The sequence below is a fragment of the Cyclobacterium qasimii M12-11B genome, assembly GCF_000427295.1.
Taxonomy (GTDB): Bacteria; Bacteroidota; Bacteroidia; order Cytophagales; family Cyclobacteriaceae; genus Cyclobacterium; species Cyclobacterium qasimii.
Genome location: NZ_ATNM01000100.1, coordinates 1 through 23,824 on the forward strand (window position 1 = coordinate 1; position 23,824 = coordinate 23,824).

Consider the following 23,824-nt stretch of genomic DNA (forward strand, 5'->3'; position numbering starts at 1 on the left):
TAAAACCCACGGTTATTGTAGTTTTGGCCCTTCAGGCCAATGTGCTTTTATTTGAACAAGCCGGATATTTATCATCATTCGTAATCAAGTTAAAAAAATGAATCGTATAACTTAGAAGACTTTAGTTCCTGTCCGCTTTTATTCTTTTCAAGCTGGCTTTGCACTGCTGCACGTAGTATTTGGCAGTGTCATTTCATAGGGAAGAAACCCTTGAAAAAAGGGAACATCCACAGGTGTTAGCTACCCTACTTAACTTTTGTTGAGATTTTATTATCTGGGCTAATATCATTTCTTAACCCCCTACAGCAAAATTTCCAGAGAAAACGAAGAAGCCTGAAAGGCTTCAACAACAATAACCACGGGTGAAACCTGTGGAAAAAACGAGTTTAAACACGCTGATTTTGGCGGTATTGTTGCTTTTTTTTCTGCAACAATGCTGACAAAATCAGCCTTACGTTTACGACTTAAAATTGATAACCGAAGGAAAAGTAAGGCAAGTATTCTTCCTCATTGAAGCCAAGGGAGAACGTAGCTACCAATTGATTCAGTGGCGCTAGCCAAATTCCTGCACCAGTAGTATTGTGCCATTTATTTGACTTCTCATTTTCCACCCATACCCGACCGACATCATTGAAAGCCAAAATACCGACAGTAGCCGGAAGTACATAGGTCTTTAGGTTAAACAACCTAATTCTAACTTCAGTGTTATTGTACGCCACCGCATCTCCGTTAAATCGAAACCTCCTAAAACCTCGAAGGTTATTTAGTCCACCTAGCGTTTGTGCCTGGAAGAATTCATAATTGCCCCAGTTTTTGCCCCCTCCAAATTTTGTCGCCCAAACTAACCTGGACGGATAGCGAAAGGACCAATACATCGCCAACTCTGCATTTGCACTAGTGAAGTTCCTGGAGTAATCATTCAAGCCCCATTGCCTTTTTGTGTCAGCTTCGAAATATACCCCTCTTGTAGGCATTTGTTTTTGATCCCGGGTATCAAAAACCACTTTAGCAGTTAGGCCACTGTAAAACTTGGCTCTATCCAGCCGTATTTGATCCAAACCGCTTTCAGGCGTAGTAATGAATTTCCCTGCATTGTCATCAGGATCAAATCGGAATACCTGAAAATTCGGACCAATGGTTAGACTTCCACTTCCTCCTAATTTAGCTTGTAAACCACTGTATGCTTCATACATATTAAACCTGGACCGGTAATACACTATATCCCTATTCTCTGGATTGAATTCAGTTTTGTTCCCAGCACCAAAGTAATTAAAAGAATAATGAGGTGCCCGAACGTCCGCCTCCCATACCAGGTCCAACTTGCCCAAAACATCGACAGCATGGCCTTCGTATTCTATATTAAAAGCATTGGTTCTAAGGGCATACTTGCCCATAATGGATTGGCGAATGGCAAAGGGCTCTTTTTTAAACCCTTGTTTTTCCCACAATACACCTGCTCCAAGAAATATACCATCATCCCTATTAAAGGCTAGCGTTGCCAATGGCATGACCTTGTCGTACTTGTATTCTGTCCTATTATAGCTTAAATGAGAAGGGGAGCGTTTGATTTTAGCGCTCTCTCCAAGTTCAACAGGTATTTGATCTTTGCGGTTTTGATAAATTAGCGTGTTCTTCTTCTCCGTTTCTCCCTTGTCGGCTATGACTTTCTCTCCTTGCCCAGGAATAACCCTTACTTTAATCGTCCCAGGCCCTTCTCCCAAAAACTCGAAAGTATCATCCCCCTCCAGTCCATATAGTCGAATCTCCTGTGTTTCCGTTGGAAGGAAGGTACGATTGTAAAGTTCCTGTTCGAGGTCACCAGATTTATCAATTTTTCTAACTTTTACCTCTACCCTTCCATCAGGATGGTATTTTATTTTGAAAAACTCATTTTTATCAGTTCCTGTAACATTAACAGCTTTTGAAAGGAACAAGTAATATTGAAGCATTTGTTGTTTCAACCAGGTTTTTCTTTCTTTAAGCTTGTCTTTAATTTCCAAGCCATCTTTTGCGACAACAGCCTCTGGCCAATCCTGAAAAGCACCTTCAATTGCCTGATCAGTCATTTTTGAAATTTCCTTGTCCAGGATTTTTTCCCAATCTTCCCGATCCAACTCATTGATAAAACTCCGGTCAAAGTACCGGCCGTTAAACATAAACCCAGCTACAAAGCGAGGCGCGTCATAATCAAATCCCTGAAATTTCGGGATCAACCATTTTCGACTTCCAATCTTTGGAATAAGCCCCTCATTCACAAAAAAGGCCTGGTCTCTATCCCTAGGCATAGGGGTGAAATCCCAACCTTTTTCCTTCTTTTCTCCTACCCATCTCCACTGATCATCATGCCTGTCCCAGTCACCTATCCAGAGGTCAAATATTCTTGCTTTCAAAACCTCCTTTTGCTTCACCTGATGATCATTGTCTCCATGAATTTTGCCTAGCATCTTTGACGTGCTGAAAAATTTAATATCATCTGGCGCTTCCTTCCAGGCAATCTCTCGTTCTTCAAACAAATACAATTCCTCTGCATATTCTTCTCTATAAACACCAAGTAATGGGTCGTCAGGCAAGTAAACAATTTTCGGGTTGGTATGAACGATCCCAATCTCCTCAGCTAGCCGAGCTACTGCCAAGGCACCATAAGGATGACCGGAAGAGATTTGATCCTCTATGACTTCCTTTGCAATGGTTTGGCGCAAAGGAGGAGGAAGCGCTTTTTCAGGATACTTGTTTACAGACCGAAGTACATACTCCCTACCGTTAGGATCCTCCAATCTCAGGGAGCGGGTTTGCATGCCGCCTCCCTTTTTGATGATTTTGAGTCCTCCCTTAGCGGAGGCCAGGTCAATGGTTTCAAAAGTTGCCGGAACCGCCCAGGTTTCACGGTAATTTTTACCCAGAAATTTATAGTAACCTTTCCCATGTAGGTATTGCATGGAAACGGGCCTGGTGATAGTATCTGGTATGGACCGGTCGAAAAACGCTAATTCTGCATCATTGTTGGCATAGGGCTTAACCAATTGTGTTTCATACAGCACTTCTTCTTTCAGTGGATCAAAAAAGGATACTTTAACTTCATGGTTTTCATAAAAGTCCAATACCGTATAGCCTTGCTTAGGATAAATAAAATCTGCTGCATTGTGTTTTTTAATCGTAGTGTGCTTTGCGCCAGCACCGCTGATTATATAATTCACGTTCTCGTCTTCCGTCAAAGCCAAACCATGCTCATGTCCAGCAACTTGAATCACATTTGGGTAGCTTTCAAATATATCACCAAACCCTTTAATCATGGCTTCATACCTGGGATGAACAAGGTCCTGAATATCCCCAAACCATGTTCGATAAAGAGGAAAAATGGAGCCAATACCTGGTAAGGGGATGTATAAATTGGGAGAGACATTCGTAAGGGGGAACAGGTGGTCCTTCCAGCTATAGGCGCCGTTGTGCGGTCCATAAGACCGGAGCGGATGGTGCATGGCCACTAAGATGGTTTTGCCCTTGTTTTCTTCAAATACATACCTTGTGGCTTCCAGAATTTCATCTTCGGACTTGTATTCACAATCAGACTCCTCTCCAGGCTTGTCGTTTAGCTGAAGCCACCATTGACTGTCCAAAAGAACGAGAATCGTCCCCTCATCTAGTTCTATTACGTTCGGGCCAGGACAGCCACCACTTGGAAGCCACATTACCTTGTCTTCAGGATAATTTTCCACCACATATTTTTCAGCCCTAAGCACACTATTCCAGCCATCAGCTTTTCCTTTCCTCCAATCGTGATTCCCAGGAATCATCCAAATTTTACCAGTAAGGTATTTGTAAAGGTCCAACTGCGTTTTAAGGATTAACTCTCCTTCTGCTCTGCTATCTTCATTAATTGCAGGCATCCCTAGCGGATAGATATTGTCTCCCAGGTAAATAATATGCGCTGAACTTTCTGGGTCTGCCTTAAGTTTTTCACGGATGTCTTCAACGACAGGGTGCTGTCCATTTTCAAGCTCCCCTGCATCACCTACCAAGTAAACCCTAAATTTCCGAGGTGCTTCCTGAGCTTGTAGCAGAGAGGGAAGCCAACATAGCATCAGCAAGTAAAAAACTTTCATCATTGTTTATTTGGTACTGTATGATAAGGAAAAACCAGAATATTAGGTTCCCCGCCTCTGGCTTCATTGGAGATGTACATATTTCCCTCAGGGTCAAAGGTTATTCCTTCTGGCTGTTTAAAAATTTTGGGATTAAGCCGATAAACCGCTTTGGGATTAAAGTGCAAATCAGTTATTAACAACCACTTTCCTGTTGAGGAAAGCACATAAAATTGCTTTTCCATAGGGTGTAACGCTACTGCTGCCGGCTTAATCTCCAAAGGCCCTTTGTCTTTATCAGTAAAATATTTTTGGATTTCTGCCCTTTTCAAAGTGGTAAAAGGGCCAGGTTCGTATTGCTTCGAAGCCAGATCAAAGCGGAAAACAGAAGCTTCTTCTGAGCCTTTGTCCCACTTACAGGATTTACAAAACACATACAGGTAATCGCCTTTTTCAGAAACCACCATTGCTTCCAGGTCTCTTTTTTTCTCAATTGGAAAATCGTGTTTGGTGGTCTTTGCGCTTTTGGTAAGGGGAGAAGTGACTTCATAGAGGGTCCCATCGCTCTGCAGTACCCATGCAACATCGTTTACCCATGCGATGTCTTCAATGTCATTGTTTTTGGCAAACTTCTGCTCGGCCAGGATTTTGCCAGTATCAGGAGCCAAGCTATAGATCACTGAGGATTCATCCTCTATGGCCAAAAGTTGGGCTTTTCCTACCCATTCAAGTCCTGAGACTTCTTCCATTTTATCTTGCAATACAATCTTTTTGTAATCGTTAAGATTGTAGGCTGGGGGGAAAAGTCCATTTTCCAACTTTTCTACGCTGGGCTTGCATTGGAAATTTACAAAAATAAGAAAGGTTAAAATCTGTGAAAAATGCATCGTTATTCAATTGTAATTAATTACCTTGAAAATAGTATATTCAAAATTAGCAAATAGCAGTGGATAAGCAATTAGAGAAATTTGAACTTTGGATCAGGAAAATGTTTGAAAACCGCCAAAAATCGGAGGTTTGCTATCATAACATGGACCATTCATTGCAGATCGTAAAGAAAGTCGCCGAGATTGGAGAACACTATAAGCTAAGTACGCAGGAGAAGGAAGATTTGTTTTTCGCAGGCTGGATGCATGACATCGGCTATTGGGAAGGAAAAGGGGAAGGACATGAACTGAAAGGCTCAGAAATGGCCCAGGATTACCTTATCGAATTGGGTCTTAGTCAGGAAAGAGTAGACCGCATAAAATCCCTGATACTGGCAACAAAAATTCCTCAAAACCCACATAACCTCCTGGAAGAGATCATTTGTGATGCAGACTTATTTCATTTGAGTTCTGAGCGTTTCTTTGAACAGACGCTCTTGCTAAAAAAGGAAAAGCAAATCTTAGCTCTGAAAAAACATCTTTAAGTGATTGGCTAAAACAAAGCCGCCTTTTTATGCTGGCTCACCACTACCATACAGATTATGCCAAAACCTATTTTCAACCCGGTAAAGAAGCCAATCTGGAATCAATTGAAATGAAGATAAAAGAGGCCGAAGCCCATTCAAAAGCTAAATCCGAAGGCAAAAAAAAGACAAAAACAAAAAAAGTCGGAAAGAGGGATTGAAACCATGTTTCGAATTACTTCAAAAAATCACCTTGCACTTTCTGCCCTGGCTGACAATAAGGCCAATATCATGATTTCTGTTAATTCGATTATCATTTCCATAGTGGTCGCCGTATTCATTCGAATAATTGAGGAATTCCCTTACTATTTGATCCCTACACTTATGTTGATTACTACTTGTCTCATTGCCATGGTTTTTGCCATATTGGCTACCCGGCCCAATGTCACCAATGGCATCGTCACCAAAGAAGACATTCGCAATAAAAAAGGCAACCTACTCTATTTTGGCAATTTCCATGAGATGACCTATCCTGATTACAAAGAAGGAATGCATGTCTTGATGGAGAATGGAACCTACCTCTATGACAGTATGATTACAGACATCTATAACTTAGGAATTGTCCTTGCCAAAAAGTACGTCTTACTCAGGAAATGCTACAATATCTTTATGTTTGGATTTGTATTGTCCGTTATATCCTTTCTGATTGCGACTTACATTTTTGAGCCGGTAGCGAATTGATTCCTGATTTTCATGAACAGACCAAGGACAGTATTGATCTGAACTATAATCTTTAATAGGCAATTCATCATTTGTTATGGTTCAAAGAGAATATTGAACAATTACCTAAGCTCGCTTGAACGTCTAAACCCAACTATAAAGTTGACTCTAATCGATCGATTAGAGTACTCCTATCAAGTCAAAAATGAAATCCGCTTTTGAGTCATGGGATTCCGACGAAGGTGCAGAAAACTGTATTGAATTTATTCAAAACAACAGACTTACCACCAAGAGCTCTCTATACCCACCTCTTTCTTACCATAAAAATAGAAAGTGAATTAAAATCCCGAATTGTCTTTGTCAAATTTTCAAGGGTAGCACGTGTGTTTTTATTAATTATTGCACGTGCATTATAAAATTGCTATATTTGGTTTGAGAGAAAAGTCTAGATTTAAAGTTATGAATACAAAGCTCACCCTAACTATCGAAAAAGAAATAATTGAAAAGGCGAAAGCGTATGCGAAAGAAAAGAATCGCAGCTTATCAGACATTATTGAAAACTACCTAAAAACCCTTACTGCAAAAGAGGATAAGACTAGGAGCAAGCCACTTAGTCCTATTGTGAAATCATTGAAAGGTTCTTTTAAAACCAATAAAACAATGGACTACAAAAAAGAGCTTAGAAATCGTTTAGAAGAAAAATATTTATAAATGGACAATGTTTTAATTGACACAGATGTCTTATTAGATTTCTTTTTTGATCGAGAACCATTTGCTGAATTTTCAGCTGAAATCCTTGCTCTCTGCGAGGAGGAAAAAATAAACGGGTTCACCACTCCTGTGATAATTTCCAATGTCTATTATCTACTACGCAAAATAGCCAAGCATGAAATCGTTATCGAAAAACTAAAACAACTACTGACAATAATTGACATCGTCAAAATGGATAAGAACGTTGTTTTAAACTCGCTCAACTCCGATTTCAAAGATTTTGAAGATGCTTTACAAAATTTCTCTGCTGTTCAGAATAAGAAAATAAGTATTATCCTGACGAGAAATATAAAGGATTTTAAAAAAAGTGAACTGGCCATACTCAGTCCAGAAATTTATCTTCAAGGAAGCGATGCTATGCCTCTTTAACAAAGAATACTGACGCACATTTCTAGCTAACGCCGACTTTACCCTTTCTTTAAATAACTGCTTACCTTTTCGGATTGGTTTCCGGATGAACTTTGTCCTGATGCACTAAAATAGTGGAAGTAGGATAAGCAAGACGAATATTGTCTTCAGGTCCCAATCGCTCCAAGATGCTTTCTGTAATGGCATGCTCAAACATCCTTCGCTTCTTTGGATCACATAGGTAACGCATGGAAAGTTGCACCCCTCTCTCGGTGATCTTCGTAAAAATCATCGGGGTAAATTGCTTGTAGACAATTAAATGCTCTTGTTTGGCTTTTTTGAAGACCTTTTCAGCCTTTTTCAGGTCTTCATGAAGGTGTTCGTTCAGTATATCAAGTAAAATGTCCTTGGCTTTTTTAAAATCACTTCTTAGCGTAATATAAATCCTTTGCTCATTCCAGATATAATTAAAGCCTGTAGAATAATTTGCCTGAGCATCCATAAAGACCTTCCCATTTGGCACATGAATGACACGGCCTGTACTCTGATCGGCATCTACCCAGTTCCCAATTTCCAACAATGAAAACTGAAAAAGCCGAAGGTCAATGACATCTCCCTGCACCTCACCAATCTGGATTCTGTCTCCAACATCAAAGGGCTTGCGCAGGTAAATAAATGCCCAGCCAGCAATGTTTACAAAAATATCTTTTAAGGCAATGGCTATACCGGCAGACAATAGCCCCAGAAAGGTAGTAATGGAGTGAAAATTGCCAATCCACAGGTTTCCAATAATCAGAATACCTATAATAAAGGAAGCGTACTCGATAAACTTTCGGTAATGGTATTGGCGCCTTAATTCAACTGCATCTCCCCTGTAAATCAGTTTAAGGGAGATCTTATTGATCAGCCACATTACGAACCCAATGAGCACCGTTTGCAGAATCCTGTTCCTTAAGGCTGGGTCAATGTCTAGGTTTAAGAAATTATCGAACATGGCATATCGCTATGAGAACAAAAATTAGTTAAAACTTTAAAATAATTCAGGCTTTCCTTTTATTCATTCAGCCGGTTTTGCTTTTCGATTTCCGATCCACACCCCTATAACTACAGCAAATATGCCCAAATAATGAAAGGGAAACAAAGCTTCTCCATCCAAAACTCCCCAAAAGATAGCAACTAATGGAATAATATAAGTTACCGAGCTGGCAAAAACCGGCGTTACCAGCTTTACAATTGAATTGAAGAGCACTAAGGCTGCCGCCGTCCCAATGGTCCCTAAGAAAGTAATATAAGCAGCTGCCTGATAAGCCCCTTCCACGTATACTAGCTTAAAAGAAAACTGTGTAAAACCAAACAGGTAGATGGCAGCAATGGGTAAAACCATCATCAGGGATATGGCGGTGATCGTGGTAGGTTGTATCTCTTTGATTTTATACTTGATGACATTCACATTGAAGCCATAACAAATGGAGGCCAGGACGATCAAAAGGCCATACAGGTTAAACCCTGAAAAGACGTCTATTTCGCCAGAATTTCCCGCCAACACCAACAGGCAAACGCCTAAAAGCGCAATCACCAACCCTATTCCGTTTCGTTTAGATATCTTGACATTAAAAAGCAATGCCCCTATCAAGCCCACCATCAAGGGAGTCAAAGCATTGATGACCCCAGCCAGTGAACTTGAAAGTTGCGTTTGTGCTATAGCAAATAAAAAAGCAGGAATAAAACTTCCCAAAAACCCTATGCTCAACAGGTAGCCCAATTGCCTTTTATTGAGCTGTTTCACTTTGGGAATACCCAATGGCAATAAGACCAAGGCGGCAGTAACTATTCTAAAAGCCCCCACTTCCCCTGGCGAAAAAACAACCAAAGCCTTCTTGATGAGAATAAATGAACTTCCCCAAACCAAGGCCAGCAAAAGCAACATTGCCCAGTGCTTGGTATTTTGATTTTGATTCTTTATTGCTTCAGGCACTTCTATTTATCGTTTGGAATCGCTTTTATTTTCCTCTGATTAGTTTTTGTTACAACACCTCATCTGCAAAGACCCTGGAAATATCCTCCAAGATTTCATTGACTTCAGCGTAATCGTCTGTAGTTACCAAAGCTGTACGGTAAGGTTTGAAATGAGGAATTCCTCTGAAATAATTGGTGTAATGCCTTCTCATCTCCAGAACACCCAATTTTTCACCTTTCCATTCAATGGAAAAGTCCAGGTGTTTTCGGGCTACTTTTACCCTTTCTACCATATCTGGCGCTTCCAACAAATCTCCGGTAGCCATAAAATGTTTGATCTCATTGAATATCCAGGGATACCCAATGGCTGCTCTACCGATCATCAAGCCATCTACACCATACTTTTCTTTGTATGCTTTTGCTTTTTGAGGACTGTCTATGTCTCCATTGCCAAAAACTGGAATTGTAATTCTGCTATTTTTTTGATTTCTGCCAGGTAAGACCAATCGGCCTCCCCTTTATACATTTGTTTCCTTGTTCGGGCATGAATGCTGATCGCTTGAATGCCTACATCCTGCAATCGCTCTGTCACTTCATTGATTCTTATGGTATTCTCATCCCATCCGAGTCTGGTCTTCACCGTCACGGGTATTTTCACCGCTTTGACGATTTCGGCTGTCATGGCCACCATTTTGTCTATGTCCAACAAAATACCGGCTCCAGCACCTTTACAAGCCACTTTACTTACCGGGCACCCATAGTTAATATCCAAAATATCAGGGCCTGCTTCCTCTACAATAGCAGCGGCCTCACGCATGGAGGATATTTCATTGCCAAAAATCTGAATGCCTACTGGCCGTTCATAATCATAAATATCTAATTTTTGAACAGATTTGGCAGCATCCCTTATCAAGCCTTCAGAGCTAATGAATTCGGTATACATCAAATCCGCCCCATTCGTTTTGCATACTGCTCTAAATGGCGGATCACTAACATCCTCCATAGGAGCCAATAGCAACGGAAACTCCCCTAAATTTAAATCCCCAATTTTAATCACACGCTTATTTTTTTTTGCAAAAATGACTGTTTTTAGTTGAATATCAATAACATTGCCTTCATTGTCTTTCATTTTGAGCAAATTATTTTATTTCCAAAAACAAAAGTATCTTGTGGCGCACGCTATTTACTGTAAATTTACTCTTTATATGGAAATTTATGAAAATCGACCAGGACAATCGAACAACCAACAATGGTTGCTTTCATTTACCGTTTTGGTTTTAATCGTATTTGGAACCCTTGCCATTCTGCAAACCGCAGCATTAGGTTTATTGCCATTCGTCTTTGGTATCTCCTTTGAGCAACTCCCTTATCTTCTCGGTGCAACACTTGACCACCCAAATGCCAGGTTGGCCTTTCTCTTCATTCAGGGATTAGGAGGAGGTCTTGCTTTTTTTGTTGGAGGCTGGATTTTCATCCGGTTTGTAGACAGAAAAACACTGCGATTGGATAAACAACTGGCCCCACATCAATTTGAAAACTTATGGATCGTGCTACCCTTGCTTATAGGGTTTGTCCTTTTCAATTCATTATTGGTCTATCTTAATATGAATTTCGATTTCCCTGAAGCGCTTAGCGGTTTGGAAGCATCCTTTAGAGCAAAGGAAGATCAGTTAATGGAATTGACAAAATACCTTACTGATTTTGACAGTATCGGTGAGTTTCTATTAGGCGTTTTGGTGATTGGCGTTTTTGCTGGTATAGGCGAAGAATATTTATTTAGAGGTATAGTGCAGCCTAAAATGCACCAATACACCGGAAATGCGCATTGGGGTGTATGGATTACTGCTTTTATTTTCTCAGCCATTCATTTTCAATTTTATGGTTTTCTCCCAAGATTAATGCTTGGGGCCTTGTTTGGTTATTTGTACCTCTATTCTGGATCTTTGCTTTATCCAATAGTGGCACATATCCTAAACAACACCTTAACCGTTACCTTAGTCTATTTAAATAAACTAGGTATAATGGAATTTGACATGGAAGAGGCGGATCAACTGTACTGGCAATATGTCATTGCAGGTCTTGTAATATTTCTTTTTTGTTGGAATTGGTTTATTAAATCAAATAGAAATCAAGCTTATGAGTAATTGGCAAAAAATATTCGAATCCAGCACTCCAGTTAGGGCTGAAATTGTAAAAGGAGTTCTTGAAGAAAATGGTATCACTGCGGTCATAGTTAATAAAAAGGATCCAGTTTATAAGATCCATGGAAACATTGAAGTGATGGTTCTAGCGGAGGAAGCCCCTAGGGCATTAAACATAGTTGAAAATGAAATCTCGTTTTAGTATAAGTAACTATAGTAACCTGGCCCAAAGGGTAATCACAGCCATTTTAGGGACAATAATCATCATCACCAGTACTGTATTTAGTGAATGGTCTTATTTTATAGTATTTGCCATCATCCTTGCATTTACGCAAATGGAGTTTTACAAACTTTGTGGCTTGGATGGTATGCTTCCGCTTAAAAGCTTTGGAACATTTATTGGCCTTTTGGTCTTCATATTTACGTTTTTAGAAGAAATGAAGGTCATACCCATTGCCTATTATTTCTTGGTATTCCCGCTTGTCTCGATGATCTTTTTCATTAAGCTTTACAAGAAAACGGACAAAAAACCATTTACCGGCATTGCGTATACCATACTGGGTATTATTTATGTGGCCATTCCCTTTTCACTACTGACGGTTGCGGCCTTTTCAGTGGACAATACCTTTCATTTTGAAATCATCATCGGCTCATTGCTGATGTTATGGGCAAGTGATTCAGGAGCCTATTTTGCTGGGACCAAATTTGGTAAAACAAAATTATTTGAAAGAGTCTCTCCAAAGAAATCCTGGGAAGGAAGTCTTGGAGGAGCCTTTTCTGCCATAATCGTTACTTATTTCATATCAAAAAATTTCACCGTATTGCCTGAATGGCAGTGGTTTTGCATTATGACCATTATAATCATTGCCGGTACTTATGGTGACCTCATAGAATCCCTTTTTAAAAGAAGCATTGCAATAAAAGACTCTGGCAAAGGATTACCGGGACATGGCGGCTTTATGGACCGGTTCGATGGCTTGTTACTTTCCACCCCATTTATTGTAGCGTTTTTGAAAATATTTTAATAATTGCTCTAAAAAACCCTATTATTGTACCCTCAAGGGAAATTCAAGGAACACTATCCTTTGAAATCTGTTGAAAGGAAGGAAAGGAGAAACTAAATGCTAAACCATTATGACCATTCATAAAGAAGGACGATCGCTATTATTTTGGATGTTAATTATTTTGGCAGGAATCAATTTTGCTATCAATTATTTCCCCGTACAGGAGCTGGTTATTAACCTGGTACTAATAGGCAGCATACTGCTATACTTAACCGTCTTGCAATTTTTCAGAAATCCAGCCATACCCATCCCAGATAACCCTGAATTGATCTATGCCCCTGCGGACGGAAAAGTCGTAGTGATTGAAAAAACCATGGAAGATGAATTTCTTAAAGAAGAAAGAATTCAAATATCCATATTTATGTCCCCTATAAACGTACACATTAACCGATCTCCAATAAGCGGTATTTTAAAGTACTTCAAATACCATCCAGGAAAATACCTTGTTGCCTGGCACCCAAAATCCAGCCTTGAAAACGAGCGAACATCTTTAGTAATAGAGCATCCCAATGGCGTTCAGCTAATGATGCGTCAAATTGCAGGCGCTATGGCAAGAAGAATCAAATGGTATGTTAAAGAAGGTGACCCAATGGCCCAAGGTTATGAGTTTGGTTTTATAAAGTTCGGATCAAGGGTGGATGTCTTTGTTCCTTTAGATGCCGAAATACTAGTCAATCTGGACCAAAAGACCAAGGGGGGGATTACACCTATCGCTAAATTCAAGTCCTAAGGAATAGCCTTTTAATCCATTCAATTGAAAGCGGTTTTAAGGATTAACAAAGCCCTGGCATTGGATAGGGTATCCATTGTTTCGGTTCTTCAAAAAAATCTATAAGCCCATATCCAGGGCTTTTTTTACGAGCTCTGTGACTGAAGAAACGTTCAATTTTTGATGCAAATGTTTGCGGTGTGTCTCCACAGTAAAAATACTTAAATACAATTGCTCGGCAATTTCTTTGTTGGTCTTACCCTTAACAATCCACCTTAAAATCTCCATTTCTCTCTTAGAGAGTTTAAAAGTGGCTTTAAAATGATCGTATTGCTCAAACTCATCTCCTTCCTCAGCTTGGTTTAGCACATGGTCAAAATTTGCCAAATAACGATCTTCCATGACCTCCCTAATCGTATAGATTAACTCCTCAGGGTCAGCATTTTTAAGCACATAGGCATTTACACCTTGCTTGATACATTTCTTAAAAATCTCCTCATCATCATACATGGAAAGCACAATGGTTTTTACTTTCCACCTCTTTTTTTTGATGTATTGAAGAATATCCAATCCATTAAGACCGGGCATATTCATGTCTGTAATGACCAAATCCATCTTGACTTCCTCCAAAGCGGCCAAAGCTTCCTTACCATTATGGACGACCTTTTCCACACTAAAATCAGGTTCATTGGATAACAACCGCTCTATTCCTGCGGCAAATAATTTATGGTCATCTGCTAATAATATCTTAGTCATATTTGTCATTTTCCAATTCAATTTCTATTCGGGTCCCCTTACCTAATTCTGAATCAATCTCTACCTTACCTCCAATAGCCTCAACCCTCGAATTTATATTCCTCAATCCTAACCCCTGAGATACATTGGCCACATCAAACCCATCTCCATCGTCTTTAATGCACAGCAATAATTTGTCGCCCAAGTTCTTCAATTCTATAGTGATTAAAGTCGGTGAGGCATGTTTTATGGCATTGTTCAAACATTCCTGAACCAATCTAATAAGCACAAGCTTTTTATCTCCTTCCACAAAATCTATGGGTTCACCTTCATTTATAAAGGCCACTTCACAAAACCCACTTTTTTGAACTCTCCCTAACTCTTCTTCCAGAAAGCTTTCAAACTGCACATCATTGATATAATCTTTATTGATAGACCGAGACAAGCTTCGGACTTCTTTTATGATTTTATTGATCAATTTTTTCCCTTCAAAAACAGAAGCTGGGTCTGAATTATTCAGCACAAGTTTGGTCAGCGACAAAAGCTGCCCAATATTGTCATGCAACTCCTGACTGACATAATGCAGGGTATTTTCTCTGATCTCCTTTTCCGCATTCAGAATGGTGTTTTTAAAATCAGCTTTAATAATTTGAATTTTATGCCTGTTTTTTATTTGCCTTTGCCGGTGTACAATTACAATGGCAATAATAAATGCCGCCATTATAACCATAATAACTACACCTGTTAGTATGGCAAAAAATGTTTGTATGGAATTGTCTTCAATCACTTTTAGGAGAAAAAATCAATGGTGAATAAAAGGAAAATCCTAAAATAAGATACAAAGTAGCTGCAAAAATCCGGTTCAACGACGCAAGTATCATTATATAATAATCACCCAAATCCCATATTAAATTCACCGATCCAAAGTAAATAAAACTGGCAGAATAGAAAAGAAGAATGGCCGAAATGTTCCAAAAATGAGGTATCCCAAGTAAGGATGCTTCTTCATATTTATCTGCCATAAAAACACTTACCATCAAATAACAACAGAAAAGTACAATGCCTAAACTTCCCAACAAATGCGTGTATTGTTGAAAAACTAAAATTGGAGATTGGATAAACAATGTGTTTATTATCGCCCAGAAAATGAAAAAGAGCATGAAATAAACAACGTTTCTTTTAACTCTTTTGGATTCAATTAAGGACCTAAGGTAGACCAAAATCAAAATGGTTTCCCCAAAGACAAAAAATATATTGTAAATAAGCACATTCTTCCCCCCTTGCTCCACCAAAAAAATGGCATAAAGCTCAAAACTTAACACATAGGAAATAATGAACAAGATAAAGGCGTGTGACTTTTCTTGCAGGTTATGCTTCTTTTTAAAGAAATAAAAAAACAATGACAGCAATAAGCCAACTACAATACAAGAAATGTAGGTGTAAAAGGTCATGATAAAACTGTCATTGTTAACTAAATCTACTATTTACAATCAGGAGGACAAATTTTCCCACCATTTCTAATCCAGGAATCGTCCGTAGTACTGGAATTATCATTTGAAGCAGCTAAGATCAGGGTTAATTTCCCTATATAATCTTCTCCGTCTTCTTTTTCCCCTCTTACTTTTACAGTTTCTTTGTCATACATCCCGAGGTAAATTTTCAATCCACCTTCCTTTTCATCTGTTTTGGCCAACAACTCTTCAATGGTCTTCCGATCAAAAAAAATCGAGCGGGTTTGGTCCTTAGCCTTGTCTTCATTTACTGCTTTTTCTGCGTTAGCAATAAATTTTTCATAATTCTCTCTTAGCTGTTTGAATATTCTTAAGTCCATATTGCGATTGGATTTAGATAAAAATTAGTTTACCAAATTTAACCATTCTTCTTATTAAAAAGCTTAATATCCTAAAAAATTCATACAAATGGTTTTTGACGAAAAAATTCTGAGTTTTAAACCAGTCATATAATGAAATTTTGCTATTAGGGGATAACAAATTGCAAATGTGGGCCTTAGTTCACAAAAACCCACATAAAATTACACAAGGCACTTCATAATTTCATAATAACTTAGGGGAGGAGTGGTGAAACCGCCTAAAAAACCTATATTCTCAGGACTTAATCATTATCCATGAAATAAACCACCTAAATAGTACCAAAAGTCTGGTTTTTATTTGGCTTCTTGTAATTGGGTAGCAATTCATTTTCAACTGATTAAAATAGTTGAAGTCTTTGGTAAAACAGACGTAATCTTAGCTGGAAAACTTCCGATGAATCACTATTTTAATCGATAAGCAAAAAGAATTGATAAATTATAAGTAAATTAATCTATCTATTCACATTTAGCTTTTATTCAAAATAATCCATGAAATTATGACAATAGCCATAGTGGCAATTGGCGTTTTGCTTGCCTTCATAATGCTGACCTACAACAAGCTCGTTCGTCTACGTAATAATGCCAAAGAAGGATGGAGCGGAATAGATGTACAACTAAAACGAAGAGCAGACCTGGTCCCCAACCTGGTGACCACCGTAAAAAGTTACGCCAAACATGAGCAACAACTGCTAGAGGAATTAACTGCCCTTAGAAGCAAAACCGGAGCGGATCAATCCATTCCAGAAACGTCAAAGACTGCGACGGATTTAGGGAAATCCTTAAAAAAACTAATGGTAGTAGCAGAAGCTTATCCTGAACTTAAAGCAGATAAAAATTTTCTAAAACTACAGCATCAACTTTCTGAGGTGGAGGATTACCTTCAAAAATCCAGAAGGTATTACAATGGAACAGTAAGGGAACTGAACACAAAAGTTGAATCTATACCTTCCAATATTGTAGCCAAAGCCTTTGGCTTCAACAAACTTGAATTTTTCACAATTTCTGATGAAGCTGATCGGATGCTTCCTGAATTAAATTTTGAATAAGATGTACCGGTTTTACTTAGGACTTGTCCTAATCCTACTCTCCAGAAGTTTGTGTGTAGTCGCACAAAATGGCGAAGTAATCCTCAATTACCACAGTGGTATAGCCGTACAGTTGGACGGCTCCTTGAATGTAACGGAGGACATCGAAGTCAGAAGTTTAGGCCTTGATATCAGCAGGGGGATTTTCAGAAGCTTTCCTGTAAGGTATCGAGACAAGTATAACAATCAAATAACAGTAGGATTCAAAGTACTCGGAGTAAAGAAAAACGGCATCGACGAGCCCTATAAAGTAATCCGACAAGGAGACTTCGAAGTCATTAGAATCGGTGATGAGAACACTGTCTTGGAGCCTGGTATTTATGCTTATTCGATTGCTTACGAAACGAATCGGCAAATTGGGTTTTTCGATGACTTCGATGAGCTCTATTGGAATGCAATTGGTTCCGACTGGAGCTTCCCAATAGTGAAAGCAAGCGCACGAATCACACTACCAACTGCTGGAACAATAGGACAATATGCTGCCTATTCAGGACCGACAGGAAACACAACATGTAACTGCACGATAGCAAAAGAATCAGACAGATCACTATTTGTAAAAGTTGAGCAGACCTTAATGCCTGGCGAAGGCCTTACAATTGCTGCTTCCTGGCAAAAAGGAATAATTTCTCCCCCAACACAAACGGATAAAACCAAAACCTTTTTCAGAGACAATGCTGGGATTTTTTGTCTTGCAATTGGATTTATACTTGCCCTGGCTTATTATTTTTATGCCTGGAACAGGGTTGGCCGTGACCCTCATAAAGGAGGCATTTACCCTCAGTTTGACCCCCCTGAAGGAATTGATGCTGCTGCTATGCGTTACCTGTACAAAATGAGTTTTGACACCCAAACATACGTCGCTTTTATTGTCGAAATGGCCACAAAAGGTTGGCTGAAGATCATTGAAGGTAAAAGAAAAATACACTTTAGAAAAAACAACAGGGAATAATGAGTCCCCAAACGCAAGGTACCAGACTGTATTGGATCAACTTTTTCCAGCAGGTTTACAAGAGATTAGTTTGGAACAAAAAGAGCATCGGAAAATCGGAGGAGCCATGCGTGGCTTACAAAAAGACCTGTATTCCAAGCTACATGGATCTCACTTTAAACACAATTACCTTTGGGTATTACCAGGATTTATCATTTCTGTTTTAAGTTTGGTGCTTGCTATCAAATACACTTTTCCCAACTTATTAGAGGTCGAAAAAACAATGCTCATTTTGGGCTTGATCATTTGTTTCTTTCTAATCATTTTACTTGGTAAAATTTTTTACACCTTTCTGGATTATCAGGACAAAGGCTATGTAAAGACGAGCACACTCATAGTCGAAGGTTTACTTTTGATTATCATTATTGGGGTACCGGCCTACATTGTCTACTATTTTAATCTTAACCCAGCCTTTGGCTTCCTCTTCTTTTTTCTTTTGGTAGGACTTACGAATGCTATTTTTATTCTACTGATGAACGCCCCCACATTAAAGGGGCGAAAAATAATGGACGAGATAGAAGGTTTTAGAATGTACCTCAATGCCGCTGAAAAACCTTTGATAGAAACATATAATCCACCAGGCATCACTCCAGCCGTTTTTGAGAAACTTCTCCCTTTTGCGATCGCCCTGGATGTAGGAGAGGCCTGGGGGAAAGCTTTCGAGAAGAGCTTAGATTCCTTAGGAGAAGATTATAGCAATCGCTCTTCCTATCGCCCAATGTGGTATACAGGAACCGCCTTTACGGCTGGGTCTCTGGTCAGCTTCTCTGACAATCTAAGCAGTTCATTTGGCTCGGCCCTTGCCAATTCATCCAGCCCTCCTGGTGGTTCTTCTGGTAGTGGCGGCGGAGGTAGTTCCGGAGGTGGCGGCGGCGGAGGTGGCGGCGGTGGCTGGTAGGCTCCTGTTTTATAACATACCCTACAGGATTATGACCGCCTTTCTCTATTTTAATTAGATTAGTTGTAAGTTTACTGCTCTCAAAAAAGAAATACCAATATCCTATCGCTTTTCATGTAATGGCATACATGCCAAATCTTATGATCTCCTTACCTTCAAAAAAAGACTGGCACATATTGTATACGAATCGGATGATCGCGCTTCCAAAGCCTTTGATCTGGTTTTATTGGTATTGATCTTACTAAGTGTTGTAATCGTCATACTAGACTCCGTTCAAGCCATTCGTGAAAATTACGGTAAGCTCTTGTATTGGTTGGAATGGTGTTTTACGCTTGTTTTTACATTGGAATATTTTCTACGAATATGGCTAGGGAACAATAAAACCGGATATGTCTTTAGCTTTTATGGAATCGTGGATTTGCTTGCTATACTCCCGACCTACCTGAGTCTATTTTTGCTGCAAACGCAATACTTGACAGTTATAAGAGCATTGCGATTTTTAAGGATATTGAGAATTCTTAAATTACCTGAATACATAAAGGAAGCTTCCAGGTTAACAGATGCACTTAAACACAGTAAGGCGAAAATTCAGATTTTCGTAGGATCTGTTCTGACGATTGTATTGGTAATGGGATCAGTGATGTACATCATTGAAGGGCCTGAAAGTGGCTTTACCTCCATCCCCAGGTCGATGTATTGGGCCATTGTCACACTTACCACAGTAGGTTATGGAGACATTGCCCCTGCTACAGATTTTGGCCAATTTATGGCTTCTCTCATTATGCTTATAGGGTATGCGATTATCGCTGTGCCCACTGGAATCGTCACTTCAGAATTGGTTTCTGCCAGAAATGCCGAAGAGATTAAAGCCCACCCTAATATAAAATCATGCAAGGCCTGCAATTTAAAGAACCACAGTTTGGATGCGGTCTTTTGCAGAAGGTGCGGAACCCGACTTACCCCTAGGGCTGAATAGAAACATTTCTTACCAATCTAAATTCTAAAACTTGGGGAAAGTTCTGTTATTGCTATCCTGATTATCCTCTACCCTCAAAAGTCCATCCTACCTTTTTATGCCTCGCCTATTTTGAGCCTTTCATTAAAATTCATTGTTTAACCTTTCTGCCTGGCATTTTGCAGAAGTTTTGAAAAGTACAGCGGTACCCTCCTCCGCTGAATCTTGCGCAAAAAAAAAGCTACGAAACAAAATTTCATAGCTTTAGTCAATTAACAATAAACCCAAAATAACCTGCTGTAGGAGAAGGAGTTGAACCTCCACGGAGCGGTTAGGCAAAATATGAGCTCGATATTTGCTTTTTCCCAGTACCTCCACCCCCGAGACAGGAGGGCATGTCTGCCAGTTTCATCATCCTACAGTATAAATCGTCAATAAAAAGCAAGCTTTTTGTTGACCAAAGACCGTTTGTCTTTGTTTGATATGTCAAAGGTAATAAAAAGAATCATTTATTAAAAATAAAGCAAAAAATAAATTGTTTTATTACATATTATTTATTTGAAATGGTATTTATATACATATTCAATAATTTTAAGCAATGAAATTGATTGGATATTGGAAGATTTACAATAATAAATCAGCAACTTGCAAATTCCACTTCAAATGGGTTTTTCACACATATCAAAAGCATAATTTACAGCCATGGAGACCCTTGGAAACCCTATAGTCAATTAAAGGCGAAACTTAAGCAACAGGACAAACTATACTAGAAAAACAATCCTAAAAATTTGGGCATAAAAAAAAGCTATGAAACAAAATCTCATAGCTTTAGTCAATTAACAATAAACCCAAAATAACCTGCTGTAGGAGAAGGAGTCGAACCTCCACGGAGCAGTTAGGAAAAATATGAGCTCGATATTTTCTTTATCCTGTGATCTCCACCCCCGAGACAGGAGGGCATGTCTGCCAGTTTCATCATCCTACAGTATATGTCATCGATAATTAAAGCAAGCTTTTCTTATCGACCAAAGACCTTTTGTCCTTGTTTGATATGTCAAAGGTAACAAAAAGATCCTAAAATTAAAATTACAACAATAAATAAGATATATTTTTACATTTTTTATATTTTTTTACAATAATATCAGCCTTTTCAATATTTTACCCCTATGAAATTCACCTTTCATTGAAAAATATTAAAACCCTCCTCAAAACTCCCCTGATGGAACACCTACAAACAAGCAAAAATGGCTAAACCTTCATATATCCATTTTTAGTATTTAATAAAAATAAATAGTAATTTTTATTATTTTAACACTTTTAAAGGTAATAGTTTGATTATTATATATTTTTATTAAACCTTTGTTATTGATTACATATTTAAGAACACACCACAACAACTACTATTATGAAAGAAACTGGATTTTTAATCGACATGGATGGTGTCATCTACCGAGGAGGGGAATTGATACCTGGTGCAAAGGACTTTATCCAAAAATTATTGGAAGAAGACTACCCTTTTAGATTCCTCACCAATAACAGCCAAAGAAACTGCAGAGATGTGGTAGCAAAATTAAGCAGGATGGGAATAGGCGTTCAGGAAAAACACATTTTTACTTGCGCCATAGCCACTGCCAGGTACCTAGCCGCTCAAAAACCTAACGGGACAGCTTATGTAATTGGAGAAGGAGGCTTATTAACAGCATTGCACCAAAACGGCTACTCTATAGTCGATGATGCGCCAGATTATGTGGTCATCGGAGAAGGAAGAACGATTATGCTAGAATCTGTGGACAAAGCAATTAACATGGTAATGAACGGTGCAAAACTTATTGCTACCAACCTTGATGCTTATTGCCCCAGTTCCAATAACTCTATTCGCTCAGGTTGTGGCGCTTTTGTTTCAATGATTGAAATGGCTACAGGAAGGAAAGCTTTTAGCGCCGGAAAACCAAACCCTGTCATGATGAGAATTGCCAAAGCTGAATTAGGGACACATTCCGCCAACACAATCATGATCGGCGACACTATGGAAACAGACATATTAGGCGGGGTTCAAATGGGATTCAAAACAGTACTGACCTTAACAGGATCCACCAAGATTGAAGACCTCGATGCTTATGCGTATTCACCAGACCATATCATTGGCAGCATTCAAGAATTAAACGACCCTATGGTATTGGAGCAAATAGTCCATGGAGACCTTGTACTTCAATAGACAAAAAATTGTAATTCTATTAAACAATGAAGGTAACGTGTCGCGGCATACGTTACCTTTTTTTTTGACCCGTTTTAATCGGAACCAATACTCAGACCATTTATAATTTTTTTCAAGATGATCCAAGTTCAAAATCAGGACAAAGCAAAGGCTAGGTAAAAAATTGGACATAAAAAAAAGCTACGAAACAAAATTTCATAGCCTTAGTCAATTAACAATAAACCCAAAATAACCTGCTGTAGGAGAAGGAGTTGAACCTCCACGGAGCAGTTAGGAAAAATACGAGCTCAATATTTTCTTTGTCCTGTGATCTCCACCCCCGAGATAGGAGGGCATGTCTGCCAGTTTCATCATCCTACAGTATAAATCGTCAACACAAAGTAAACTTTTGTTGACCAAAGACCTTTTGTCTTTGTTTGATATTTCAAAGGTACTAAAAAGATTGATATGTTAAAATAAAATCAATATTTAAGCCAATTATTTACACTATATTTAATTATTTTGTATTTTTATTAATCATTCAATAATAATGCTGAAATTTTACCGCCTTCGATTAGAAAATCGACAACAAAAAACTAAGAGGGCTAAAATAACACTTCAAAATGGGTTTTTTATAGCAATAAAAACAAAAGTGATCCATTTTGAAACAGCTTTGGACTCCAATAAAACCAATTTTAGGAATTTAGGTTTCCCAAAGAAAAATGATTGACCTAGGTCAACCTGGGCAATTAGGCACAAAAAAAGCTATGAAACAAAATCTCATAGCTTTAGTCAATTAACAATAAACCCAAAATAACCTGCTGTAGGAGAAGGAGTCGAACCTCCACGGAGCAGTTAGGAAAAATATGAGCTCGATATTTTCTTTATCCTGTGATCTCCACCCCCGAGACAGGAGGGCATGTCTGCCAGTTTCATCATCCTACAGTATAAATCGTCAACACTTAGTAAACTTTTGTTGACCAAAGACCTTTTGTCTTTGTTTGATATATCAAAGGTAACAGAAAGATTCATTAATTAAAAATTCAGCAACAAACACAGGGAATAATTACATTAAATTTAACAAATACGATCTTTTATTACCATAATGAATATTTTGACTTACATATCACCCCTAACATTAAGGAATCAACAACAGGGGGATCCAGAGAGGCTGAAGCCAATTAAAATCACTCAGTTTCAGGAGCTGTTTTAGAAGAATCTTTTACCAAACGTTGTACTTCTTCAAGCTCCTCAGAAGACAAATCTCTCCACTTACCCTTGGGTACGTCCAAGCGAATATTCATTATCCGAACGCGCTGTAGGGACACAACCTTATAGCCAAAATAATCACACATTCTCCTTATCTGCCGGTTAAGTCCTTGGGTAAGGATTATCTTAAAAGTGTCTTTTCTCATTTGTTTGACATAACATTTTTGGGTGACAATGTCCAGAATAGGCACTCCATTGCTCATCCTGTCTATAAAGTCTCCTTCAATGTCCCTGTTTACTTTTACTATGTATTCCTTTTCATGAGAATTTCCAGCCCGCAATATCTTGTTGACAATGTCCCCATCGCTCGTCAAAAATATTAGGCCTTCACTAGGCTTGTCCAATCTCCCAATATGAAAAATGCGCTGCGGATGATTGATGAAATCTACAATATTGTCTTTTACCTTTGTGTCTGTCGTACAAATGATTCCTACAGGTTTATTGAAAGCTATATAAACATGCTTTTCTTCAGGAGCTGTGACTACCACGCCATCTACTTTCACCTCATCCTCAGGCCCAATCTTAGTCCCCACCTCAGGAACCTTATCATTAATGGTTACCCTATTCGCTGCTATCATTCTGTCAGCTTCTCTCCTCGAGCAGTAGCCAATTTCACTTAGAAACTTATTAATCCTGACTTCACTTTTCACTT

General features: G+C 38.8%; 23 protein-coding genes and 1 pseudogene. 14 read left to right on the forward strand and 10 right to left on the reverse strand.

Annotated features, from left to right (window positions below):
* Positions 1–464: 464 nt before the first annotated feature.
* Entirely contained in the window at positions 465–4,103 is a 3,639-nt protein-coding gene (locus ADICYQ_RS11020) for a BamA/TamA family outer membrane protein (protein ID WP_040415789.1), read from the reverse strand.
* Entirely contained in the window at positions 4,100–4,966 is an 867-nt protein-coding gene (locus ADICYQ_RS11025; protein WP_040415792.1) for an SdiA-regulated domain-containing protein, read from the reverse strand. The genes ADICYQ_RS11020 and ADICYQ_RS11025 overlap by 4 nt, the downstream gene beginning before the upstream one ends.
* Before the next feature lie 59 nt (positions 4,967–5,025).
* Between ADICYQ_RS11025 and ADICYQ_RS28515 the strand changes: the two genes are divergently transcribed.
* The 5 genes from ADICYQ_RS28515 to ADICYQ_RS11040 all read left to right on the forward strand — a co-directional run bounded on the left by ADICYQ_RS28515 (position 5,026) and on the right by ADICYQ_RS11040 (position 7,329).
* Positions 5,026–5,490 (forward strand): HD domain-containing protein, encoded by a 465-nt coding sequence (locus tag ADICYQ_RS28515; RefSeq protein ID WP_020893718.1) that lies wholly within the window; start codon positions 5,026–5,028, stop codon positions 5,488–5,490.
* 29 nt (positions 5,491–5,519) lie between these two features.
* Positions 5,520–5,690, forward strand: coding sequence for a hypothetical protein (locus tag ADICYQ_RS28520; RefSeq protein WP_020893719.1), 171 nt, complete (start codon positions 5,520–5,522; stop codon positions 5,688–5,690).
* A gap of 4 nt (positions 5,691–5,694) precedes the next feature.
* A complete protein-coding gene (locus ADICYQ_RS28525) occupies positions 5,695–6,210 on the forward strand; it encodes a Pycsar system effector family protein (protein ID WP_020893720.1) in 516 nt (171 codons plus the stop codon).
* A gap of 384 nt (positions 6,211–6,594) precedes the next feature.
* Complete coding sequence (locus ADICYQ_RS11035; RefSeq protein WP_235114584.1) at positions 6,595–6,900, forward strand: DUF6364 family protein; 306 nt, start codon at positions 6,595–6,597, stop codon at positions 6,898–6,900.
* Positions 6,901–7,329 (forward strand): type II toxin-antitoxin system VapC family toxin, encoded by a 429-nt coding sequence (locus ADICYQ_RS11040; protein ID WP_020893723.1) that lies wholly within the window; start codon positions 6,901–6,903, stop codon positions 7,327–7,329. It begins immediately after the preceding gene.
* Positions 7,330–7,390: 61 nt separating this feature from the next.
* Here the strand turns inward: ADICYQ_RS11040 and ADICYQ_RS11045 are convergent, their stop codons facing one another.
* The 3 genes and pseudogenes from ADICYQ_RS11045 to dusB all read right to left on the reverse strand — a co-directional run bounded on the left by ADICYQ_RS11045 (position 7,391) and on the right by dusB (position 10,321).
* Positions 7,391–8,302 carry a mechanosensitive ion channel family protein gene (locus ADICYQ_RS11045; RefSeq protein ID WP_040415795.1) on the reverse strand — a complete coding sequence of 304 codons (912 nt, stop codon included), beginning with the start codon at positions 8,300–8,302 and terminating at the stop codon, positions 7,391–7,393.
* Between the two features lie 63 nt (positions 8,303–8,365).
* The gene (locus ADICYQ_RS11050) at positions 8,366–9,235 is read right to left on the reverse strand and encodes a DMT family transporter (protein ID WP_051160179.1); all 870 of its coding nucleotides are present in this window, start codon (positions 9,233–9,235) and stop codon (positions 8,366–8,368) included.
* A 97-nt stretch (positions 9,236–9,332) separates the two neighbouring features.
* Positions 9,333–10,321, reverse strand: a pseudogene (gene dusB, locus ADICYQ_RS11055) (tRNA dihydrouridine synthase DusB).
* Between the two features lie 148 nt (positions 10,322–10,469).
* Between dusB and ADICYQ_RS11060 the strand changes: the two are divergent.
* The 4 genes from ADICYQ_RS11060 (at position 10,470) to ADICYQ_RS11075 (ending at position 13,199) form a co-directional block, all read left to right on the forward strand.
* Positions 10,470–11,408, forward strand: a complete 939-nt coding sequence (locus ADICYQ_RS11060; protein WP_020893728.1) for a CPBP family intramembrane glutamic endopeptidase — start codon at positions 10,470–10,472, stop codon at positions 11,406–11,408.
* Entirely contained in the window at positions 11,401–11,607 is a 207-nt protein-coding gene (locus ADICYQ_RS11065) for a putative signal transducing protein (RefSeq protein WP_020893729.1), read from the forward strand. Before ADICYQ_RS11060 ends, ADICYQ_RS11065 begins: the two co-directional genes overlap by 8 nt.
* Positions 11,591–12,430, forward strand: coding sequence for a phosphatidate cytidylyltransferase (locus ADICYQ_RS11070; protein WP_020893730.1), 840 nt, complete (start codon positions 11,591–11,593; stop codon positions 12,428–12,430). Before ADICYQ_RS11065 ends, ADICYQ_RS11070 begins: the two co-directional genes overlap by 17 nt.
* Positions 12,431–12,539: 109 nt before the next feature.
* Positions 12,540–13,199, forward strand: coding sequence for a phosphatidylserine decarboxylase family protein (locus ADICYQ_RS11075; protein ID WP_040415799.1), 660 nt, complete (start codon positions 12,540–12,542; stop codon positions 13,197–13,199).
* A 99-nt stretch (positions 13,200–13,298) separates the two neighbouring features.
* On the opposite strand, the gene ADICYQ_RS11080 is transcribed toward ADICYQ_RS11075, so the two are convergent.
* From ADICYQ_RS11080 to ADICYQ_RS11095, 4 genes are read right to left on the reverse strand one after another with little or no spacing between them, the layout of a single operon-like run.
* The gene (locus ADICYQ_RS11080; protein WP_081652337.1) at positions 13,299–13,943 is read right to left on the reverse strand and encodes a response regulator transcription factor; all 645 of its coding nucleotides are present in this window, start codon (positions 13,941–13,943) and stop codon (positions 13,299–13,301) included.
* Positions 13,927–14,700: a sensor histidine kinase gene (locus tag ADICYQ_RS11085; RefSeq protein ID WP_081652338.1), complete on the reverse strand. Its 774-nt coding sequence runs from the start codon at positions 14,698–14,700 to the stop codon at positions 13,927–13,929. Before ADICYQ_RS11085 ends, ADICYQ_RS11080 begins: the two co-directional genes overlap by 17 nt.
* A complete protein-coding gene (locus tag ADICYQ_RS11090) occupies positions 14,693–15,364 on the reverse strand; it encodes a hypothetical protein (protein WP_020893734.1) in 672 nt (223 codons plus the stop codon). The genes ADICYQ_RS11085 and ADICYQ_RS11090 overlap by 8 nt, the downstream gene beginning before the upstream one ends.
* Positions 15,365–15,393: 29 nt before the next feature.
* The gene (locus ADICYQ_RS11095) at positions 15,394–15,744 is read right to left on the reverse strand and encodes a hypothetical protein (RefSeq protein ID WP_020893735.1); all 351 of its coding nucleotides are present in this window, start codon (positions 15,742–15,744) and stop codon (positions 15,394–15,396) included.
* 536 nt (positions 15,745–16,280) lie between these two features.
* Between ADICYQ_RS11095 and ADICYQ_RS11100 the strand changes: the two genes are divergently transcribed.
* The 5 genes from ADICYQ_RS11100 to ADICYQ_RS11120 all read left to right on the forward strand — a co-directional run bounded on the left by ADICYQ_RS11100 (position 16,281) and on the right by ADICYQ_RS11120 (position 21,924).
* The gene (locus ADICYQ_RS11100; protein ID WP_020893736.1) at positions 16,281–16,829 is read left to right on the forward strand and encodes a LemA family protein; all 549 of its coding nucleotides are present in this window, start codon (positions 16,281–16,283) and stop codon (positions 16,827–16,829) included.
* A gap of 1 nt (position 16,830) precedes the next feature.
* Positions 16,831–17,817, forward strand: coding sequence for a DUF2207 domain-containing protein (locus tag ADICYQ_RS11105; protein WP_020893737.1), 987 nt, complete (start codon positions 16,831–16,833; stop codon positions 17,815–17,817).
* The gene (locus ADICYQ_RS11110) at positions 17,771–18,754 is read left to right on the forward strand and encodes a DUF2207 family protein (RefSeq protein ID WP_020893738.1); all 984 of its coding nucleotides are present in this window, start codon (positions 17,771–17,773) and stop codon (positions 18,752–18,754) included. The genes ADICYQ_RS11105 and ADICYQ_RS11110 overlap by 47 nt, the downstream gene beginning before the upstream one ends.
* A 124-nt stretch (positions 18,755–18,878) precedes the next feature.
* Positions 18,879–19,730 (forward strand): ion transporter, encoded by an 852-nt coding sequence (locus ADICYQ_RS11115; RefSeq protein ID WP_040415802.1) that lies wholly within the window; start codon positions 18,879–18,881, stop codon positions 19,728–19,730.
* Between the two features lie 1,384 nt (positions 19,731–21,114).
* Positions 21,115–21,924, forward strand: a complete 810-nt coding sequence (locus ADICYQ_RS11120; RefSeq protein WP_020893740.1) for an HAD-IIA family hydrolase — start codon at positions 21,115–21,117, stop codon at positions 21,922–21,924.
* A gap of 1,166 nt (positions 21,925–23,090) precedes the next feature.
* Here ADICYQ_RS11120 and rluF read toward each other — a convergent pair.
* A complete protein-coding gene (gene rluF / locus ADICYQ_RS27115; RefSeq protein WP_020893742.1) occupies positions 23,091–23,822 on the reverse strand; it encodes a 23S rRNA pseudouridine(2604) synthase RluF in 732 nt (243 codons plus the stop codon).
* Between the last annotated feature and the right edge of the window lie 2 nt (positions 23,823–23,824).